Genomic DNA, 7,453 nt, shown 5'->3' on the forward strand with positions numbered 1-7,453 from the left:
CCGGCCGGTTCAGCACCGCCGGGATCAGCATGGCATTGGCGCGCATATTGCCATCGCGCGTGGGCGTTTGCTTGCCGCCAGTGAAGGCCGCCACATCGTCGCCGATCTGATCGAGCAGCGCCAGCAAGGGCGTGCCCGGCGTGGCAATGTGGCGAGCAAAGGCGATGGCAAACGGGCTGCCAGTGCCGGCGCGCCCATCGTCCGCGACTTGCCCGCCTTCGGTGGCATAGGCCACCAGCACGCCATTCAGGCCTTCGCCGCCGTACCGCATCAGGCCCTTGGTGGCGCTGCGGGTGCCCATTGCGGCGGTAAACGGATTATTGCGGCAGGCATCGAGCACGATCAGGCCCAATTTTGGCTGCGCCTTTTTCACGGCAAGGATCAAATCTTCGGCATCAACGCCTTCCACCGCGATATCGCCCGGGCGGTTGATCACCGCTTCGACGGGCAGCAGGAAATTGCGGCGATGTTCATCGCGGATGCCGTGGCCGCTGAAATAGACGACCAACGCATCGGCGCCGGTGTGGTCGGCGATTGCCAGTATCGCGCGCTTCATGCCTTTCTGATCGAGATCGATCAGCAGCCGTACCTCATCGAATTTCGCGCCTTGTGGCCCCAACGCGGCGGCAATGGCGCGGGCATCGCGCACCGGATTGCTCAACCGGGCTTCGCTGGCGTAGGTTTCGTTGGCAATGATGATGGCAACGCGCCTGGCGTGCGCAGCATTGCTGGACACCAGCAACACAGCGGCAAACAGGCCAAGCAGATAATGACCGAATCGCTCCACGTTTTGTCTCGCCCCAATATTTGCGCAACGTTATACTACTTGAACGCCAAATCGGAACAATATGGTTGCAATGTTTTTAAGGATCGAGAACCAATTCGACGCGGCGATTGAGCCGGTCCTGATCGGCGCCGGCGGCTGCATACAGCAATTCGCGTTCGCCGCGGCCATCTGTGCGCAGCTTGCCTTGCAGGGCCGGCACGGCGCGGGCCAGCGCACGCGCCACTGTTTCGGCTCTGGCGCGTGACAGCACATCATTATATGCGTCGCTGCCGGTTTGATCGGTATGGCCGCGCACCAGTGCGCCCTTCACGTTGGCGGCCTGGAATGCCTGCGCCAGCCGCGCGATCTGGGCTGTGCCCTCGGCATCAAGTGTTGCGCTGCCGGTTTCAAACAGGATGCGCAGGTTGATTGCCGGGGCCACGCCGAAACTGCGGCAGTTTTTGGTGAAGGCCAGCACATCCGCGCTCTCGGACACGGCGGCCGTGGCTGCATCAGCCTGCAGGATCAGCGCATCCACCCACGCATCGCGCGGGCTGGTGCCGGTGATCTGGCGCAGCAGGCGAAGCCGGTGCCAGGCGACGCGCAAGTCCTTCATGGCCAAAGCGGTTTCCATCAACCGGGCGAGGCTGGCAACTTCAAGCTGCGCCGCCGCCTTGCCGGCACCGCCATAAGCCCGGCGAAAGGCCAGATCGGCATCGGCATAGCGATCGGCCTGCAAATCGGCCATGCCCTGGCGGTAGGCATCAATGGGCGCGCGGGCATCCGATGCGGCGGCCGCAACGGCTTCGGGGTTGCAATCCACGGCTGCTGCCGGGGCAGCGAGCAGCAGCGACAGAACAAGCATGCGCATCATGGAGGGGTTATCCTGAGCGCGAGGCTGGCTGCGCCGTAGCGTCCGCGCTGTGCTGCCACCCACTGCACAAACGCTTGGCCTTCGCCGCTTTCGATGCTGGCATCCAATTGAAACCAGCGAGCGATGTCGGACGGAATGGCATCAAAACCCAGCACCACCACCTGATCGCTGCCGGCTGGCGGCACCGCCACGATCGGATCGGATTCGGGCACCACGGCGCGGCTGTTGGCGGGCATGATCTTCACTTCGCGTGCCGACACCGGATACAGCATGCGCAGATGGCCATCGGGGGCAATGTCGATCACCATCGGCTGCACGGCGCGATTGGCCGTCACGCCGAGCCGGATGGCATCGCCTTTGCCGATCACGAACGTGCCGCCTGCGGCCGCCGGCAGCGCCTGCGCCCGCACGGACAGGCCGCCGCCGCCGCCAGCCAACGCGCTGGCCAGCCATTGTTCGGCCCGCGCCCGCGCGATGATCTGGGCCGGCGTGGCCGCAGCCAGCACGAGATCCCCCGCCGCGCTGCGCAGCGCCAGGCCGCCCGGGCCGGCCGCAACCTGCAAATCAGCGTTGCCGCCTGCAACCACCGTGATCCCGGCGGCCTGCAATTGCCGCGCCAATGTGGCGGCGCTGGCCGCAACCGCGACCTTGAATGGCTGCGCCGCCACCGGAAGCGGTGCCAGACCTGGCACGGCATCATGCAGGCCGGGCGCGGCATTGTTGTCCAGCGATGGCAGCAACTGCGGTGTCTGTTTCAGATTCAGCTTGCCCATCGCCGCAGTCACGCCGCGCGCCACTTCCAGGTAGGATACTTTGCCATCACGGTCGAAATCGGCAGGCGTTTCACCGGCGTAGATGCGCAGCAGGGCATCGGTCAGCGCGCCTTGCGGTTTGCCCGACGCGGTCAGGCCGCCCGGCAGATCGGCTGCCTTTTCGGTTTCGGCCGAAGCTGACAGCATGATGACACGGCGATAGGGGTAGGCCGCCGGCTCGGCGCCGGCCGGCGCGGTCTTGTCGGTTGCAGCTGCGGTGAGCAGCGGGTCGCTTTCGGCGCCCAGTGCCGCATAACGGTAGAGGATGCCGGGTTTCACCCCCCGCGCGGCATTGCCGGAATAGCAGCTGTCCATCAGTAGCAACACATCCCGGCCGCCATCATCGAGCGGCTGCAACGCCAGTGGCCGCAAATCGAAGCGCCCCACGATCAGCCGCTCGCGCAGCGGCCGGCCATTGTCCACCTCCACGTCAATCGGCACAAAGGCTCCCGACCCATCGGGCAGATTGTAGCTGCGCGCCGCTGGATCCTTGGCGCTGGTGCCGTGGCCGGAAAAATAAATCACCACGCGGTCGCCCGGCTTGCTGCGCGTGACCAGCGCGCGCAGCTCCCGGCGGATGGCGGCTGCTGTCGCGGACTGGTCCTGCAAGATGACAATGTCGGCGTCGGCAGCGCCCATGCGCGCACTGACCAGGCCGCGCATGGCCGGGATATCATTTGCCGGCCCCGGCAGCGGGGGGACCGCGCCGGTGTATTTGCCAATGCCAACCAGCAGCGCGATGGTGCGGGCGTGCGCGGCGGCCGGCCACGCCAGGATTGCCGCCGCCAGCACGGAAGCAACAGTTGGGCGCCAGCGCATGTCAGAACCGATCTTGCGCAGAATAGCTTGCCGCTGCTGCCGCAGCATTGCCTGCGAGCCAAACGGCAAATTCAACATCGTTCATTCGCGACTGCATCGGTTGTTTCCACTGATAGAGCGCAAAATTTGCGCCAACTGCTGAACCAGCAACAATCGGGGCCGGACGGCCGATACCGATCTGAACCGCGTTGCGCTCGCTGGGCACGGTATGGATATCCACGGTCAGCGGGGCATCATCACCCGGATCGATCAACGCCGCCAAAGCCAGATCGAGATTGTTGAGCAGGCGATCATCGGCATCGCCGCCGCAGATGTGGCTGCGCCGGAACGCGATTTCGGCCAATTGTTGCAAATGCTCCTGCCAGACGGCCCAGCTCTCCGCCGGGAAGCGTGACGCGTGGCCGCGCGCCAGTTCGGCGAGTGCTTCGATGAAGACCAGATCCGTTGCCAGCACGGCACCCGGCCGCGGCGACGCGAACACCAGTCCTTTGGGGGTCGATGTCATCGATTGCTTGGCCACCATGGCCAATCCGTGGCGATGGTGAACATACAGGCCCAAAAGGGCGTCAATGCGGCTCGCAGAGGCACCGGGCCCGGTTTTGAGCAGAAAGCGCCGCAAATTGTCGGACGGCAGCGCCGGCCGCCCGGCTTCGGCCCACGCCAGCCGTGCACCGGCTGTCATGTCGGCAAAGGCAAATGCAGCATCGCCAGGCGCCGGCGACAGCCCATAAAGCAGCCGAACATCGTCAAAGCCGACATAAGCCCGCACCAGCTGGCCATCGACACTGCCAGCCGCAAATGCCGCGGCGGCCTCCGGCCCAATTGGTGCACCAACATGCGGCGTCACCAGCTGCTGCATGGCCGCGACATCGGATAGCCGCCGGCCAGGCAGGATTCGCCAGCTGATCGCGGCCTGCGCCGGGGTGAGTGCGCCCAATTTACGATTGTCCATCACGACATCGATCACTGCCGGCAATCTCTTTGCAGACTCCGTCAACCATTGATCGCGCAAGGCTTCGGCTGTGGCTGGCTGCGCCGGCAGATCGGCCGAACTCAAATCTTCGGCTGGGCCGAATGCAGCGGCCAGCATGCCATCAAGTCTTTCAGTGAGCGGCCGCACAGCAGCGCTGCGCATTGCGGCCGACAATGTCAACGCTGCGGCGGCAAATGCCTTGGCCATGCCCTGGTCAACGCCCGTGGCCGGCGAAGCATTCAGCAGGAACGGCGCCAGCCCGGCATATCGCATGGCGCGAAACATGCGCGACAGCGCCGGATCGTCGGCATAATGCCCGCGCGGCCGGCACTGGCTGAAATCAAGCCGCACCCCAAGCACATTTGATCGCTCGATCCCATCGGCTGCCAGCGCCAGCCGCACGTCGGCCTCGGCGCGGCGATTGGCTGGCTGGGCCCCGGTCAGCAGGCTGCCAAACACCGCCATTGCCTGGCCAGCCATCGCATCCTGCGCCTTGCCACCCAGTGCGGCCAGCACCGCCGCCTGCCAGTCCACCAGCAAGGGCAACAGGACCGTCTTTTCAAATTCGCGCTGCGCTCGCCGCAAGCTGAGCGACAGCATCTGGATCAGGAAGGCTTCGGTAACCAGGTTTGGGCGGCCTTGTTCCCGATTGTCAGCATAAAGTGCCAGGAAGCTTGCCGGCGCTGCATCGAACGCCTTGATGCCGTGCCGGCAAGGATAGGCGTTCAATCCGTTGCCGTATCCCAATGCTGCCCGCGCCGGGACGTTCACGGCGCCGGCAACACCGGCCAAAAGGCCGATGATTTCACGTCGTCCAAACATCGCCGTCTCCCTGACCGCTGGGCCTGTCAGCGGCAGCCCCCGTCGCGGCTGCACACTTGTGTCTCGGCTATACCAGCCCATGCGCCGCTGCCGTCGGCTTTGGCTGCTGCGCCGAACGACCGTGTCATCACGCCGAGAGCTTCGAGGCCGGCCAGCGATGGCGAAGCCAATGTCGCCGTCTTGCCATCGGAGGCTGACGTCAGCAGCGAAAGTGGCGCACTGGTCAAAAAGGCGACGATCATCGATCGGCCATATGGTGACCCCGCGGGTAGATCAAATGGCATGGCACTGGCCGGAACGGTGAAGCGCCCGGCAGTGACCTTGTTGGCAGGCTGGAATTTGTTGGGGAACAACAATGTGACATTGTCGTCAGGACCAACATCCACGATGTTCAGATAGCCATCGGATTTCACATCGATATCGAACACCAGCTTCTCGCCGTCCGTGTACTGCGCTTTGACACCGCTCACCTCGACTTTGGGCAGCTTGTTTGCCGTATTATATATCCGCGTCCAGTTGGGGCCGTTGCCGTCGGCGACGGACGTCAATTTCAACGGTTTGTCCATCAAGTCCGGCGACCCGTTGATCTCGGGGGTTTGCGTTTGCCGTTCCTGCGTGATGAACACGCGTGCACCGTTCAGCAAATCGCGCGGCGTGATTGCTCTGCCAGCCGATTTCTCCGCAATTGCCCGAGTGACACCCACGGTGAACACGCTGCCAGTCGAAGTGGCCTGTGCCACTTCGCTATCAGCTGCCGCCGATAGCGAGACATAAGCACCGGATCCGGCAGCATCCCCGGCGCGGGCCTGCGGATTGAACGCCTTTGGCGCCTTGCCGCCCATGCCGGACCAACTGAAGAATTTCGATACGCCCCTGGTTTCGCCCTGGAAACCGCCGGGCAACGCTGCCGATCGGTCGATCGTGCCACTGTGGCAAGCATCGATCATCAAGATCACATTCTTGCTGGGCGACTGGCGCAGCAATTGACCGATCTCATCATCGTTGATGACGCCGCGCAGGCCCTTGTCGCCATTTGCTGTTGTCATGTAACCTGTGTCGTATCCCAGAATTACTTCGTCACCGCCGTCCGGTTCATCGCCGTCCGTATCAGCAACCTGGGTACCATGGCCTGAATAATAGATTAAAATCACATCATCAGCGCTCACATTTTGGGTCAGCGCCGTTTTCATTGCCGCCAGGATTCCGTCGCGGGTGGCGGCCCGGTCCATCAACACCACGGGTGCGGCCACGCCGAGACGCTTGGAAAAATCAGCCATCATGAGCACATCTTTATCGATGCCCGGCAGTTTGTTGACATCGGGTGACTGGTAAGCGCCAACGCCAATCAGCAGTGCCCGGTTTTCAGCCAGCGCTCCGCTCGACAGGGTGGTGGCAAGGGCGAGGGTGGCAAGCAAACGACGCATGACGATCACCCTTCCACTTTGAAGCTGTGGACAATTACGTTCAGGTTTGGAATGGCCGGCATTGCTGGCGCAGCGCGCACAACAGTCGCAAGCAAGGCAATATTGATCTTCATACAGGCTCTCCTGACAATTTTAGTTGGGTTGGTTTGCACTGTAAACGCCAGAACTTCGAGAAACGGTCTTATTGCGGGACAAACACCGGAAATCTGCGCCGTTTGGGCTGTGGTTCCGATGGCGGCTCAGCAGCAGCGCGAGCACCAAACATCTTGACGATGCCAGCTTTGTCCTCGGTTGTCAGCACGAGCGGCTGTGCAGAATCCCAGCCTCGAACGCTGCAATAATTCATGATGGATTCCGGATCATAACCAGACATCACAACCAGATCGTCGGCTGGTCGCTGGGTAATACCGCCATTTCCCAAGGCCTGACGGCAAGTGTCGGGCGTATCAGGGCGGTCCTGTTCGTGGATCAGGCCCAGCACGTGGCCAAATTCATGGATGGCGGTAAAATCCTCGCATCTCTCTACTTTAGCCGCGCAACCTGCGAAGCCGGCCATCAATGGCAGGTCGAAGTTCAACCACATCGTGGTCCGCCGGGCCAGCGCGCCGCGTCCAACGATGGCACGCGGCCATTCATTGGCTGAAACACGAACGCGAATTGCCTGTTCATTTGGCTGACAAGGGCTCCAGCCCACGAAGTTCACGTTTCCTGCAGCTTCCCACGTTTCGGCAACTCCGCGCCTGATGCGTTCACGCTTGGCTTCGTGTTCGGGCCGCGGATTTTCCCAGCAAACCGGCAAGGAGCGCATGCCATTCCACTGCACGGATCGCAGCGTAGCGGATTTGGCAGTATAGCGCATGGCGGCAAGATCAAGCGGCGCGCCGTCCGAGTCCATCTGGTCAGAAGATGGCGATTGTGAAGGGGATTGCGGTTTGGCTTGGGGCTGGGCTTGCGCTGCGCCTG

The 7,453-nt window shown here is 63.0% G+C and carries 6 protein-coding genes; all 6 read right to left on the reverse strand.

Annotated elements, in window-relative coordinates:
- Positions 1-787, reverse strand: a 787-nt coding sequence (locus tag ABWP50_RS12135; RefSeq protein ID WP_353218248.1) for a caspase family protein, incomplete at its 3' end; no start/stop codon positions are given.
- A gap of 76 nt (positions 788-863) precedes the next feature.
- The gene (locus tag ABWP50_RS12140; protein WP_353218249.1) at positions 864-1,640 is read right to left on the reverse strand and encodes an OmpA family protein; all 777 of its coding nucleotides are present in this window, start codon (positions 1,638-1,640) and stop codon (positions 864-866) included.
- Positions 1,637-3,271 (reverse strand): caspase family protein, encoded by a 1,635-nt coding sequence (locus ABWP50_RS12145; RefSeq protein ID WP_353218250.1) that lies wholly within the window; start codon positions 3,269-3,271, stop codon positions 1,637-1,639. Before ABWP50_RS12145 ends, ABWP50_RS12140 begins: the two co-directional genes overlap by 4 nt.
- 1 nt (position 3,272) lies before the next feature.
- Positions 3,273-5,066 carry a DUF3160 domain-containing protein gene (locus ABWP50_RS12150; protein WP_353218251.1) on the reverse strand — a complete coding sequence of 598 codons (1,794 nt, stop codon included), beginning with the start codon at positions 5,064-5,066 and terminating at the stop codon, positions 3,273-3,275.
- A gap of 26 nt (positions 5,067-5,092) precedes the next feature.
- Positions 5,093-6,490, reverse strand: coding sequence for a caspase family protein (locus ABWP50_RS12155; RefSeq protein ID WP_353218252.1), 1,398 nt, complete (start codon positions 6,488-6,490; stop codon positions 5,093-5,095).
- A 181-nt stretch (positions 6,491-6,671) separates the two neighbouring features.
- Positions 6,672-7,453, reverse strand: a 782-nt coding sequence (locus ABWP50_RS12160) for a M12 family metallopeptidase (RefSeq protein WP_353218253.1), incomplete at its 5' end; no start/stop codon positions are given.

This window comes from Sandarakinorhabdus sp. (genome assembly GCF_040398645.1).
In the GTDB taxonomy this organism is placed as follows: Bacteria; Pseudomonadota; Alphaproteobacteria; order Sphingomonadales; family Sphingomonadaceae; genus Sandarakinorhabdus.

Excerpts from the sequence above, each read along its gene's own strand:
- ABWP50_RS12155 (WP_353218252.1), bottom strand. The coding sequence starts at position 6,490 with ATGCGTCGTTTGCTTGCCACCCTCGCCCTTGCCACCACCCTGTCGAGC.
- ABWP50_RS12140 (WP_353218249.1), bottom strand. The coding sequence starts at position 1,640 with ATGATGCGCATGCTTGTTCTGTCGCTGCTGCTCGCTGCCCCGGCAGCA.
- ABWP50_RS12150 (WP_353218251.1), bottom strand. The coding sequence starts at position 5,066 with ATGTTTGGACGACGTGAAATCATCGGCCTTTTGGCCGGTGTTGCCGGC.
- ABWP50_RS12145 (WP_353218250.1), bottom strand. The coding sequence starts at position 3,271 with ATGCGCTGGCGCCCAACTGTTGCTTCCGTGCTGGCGGCGGCAATCCTG.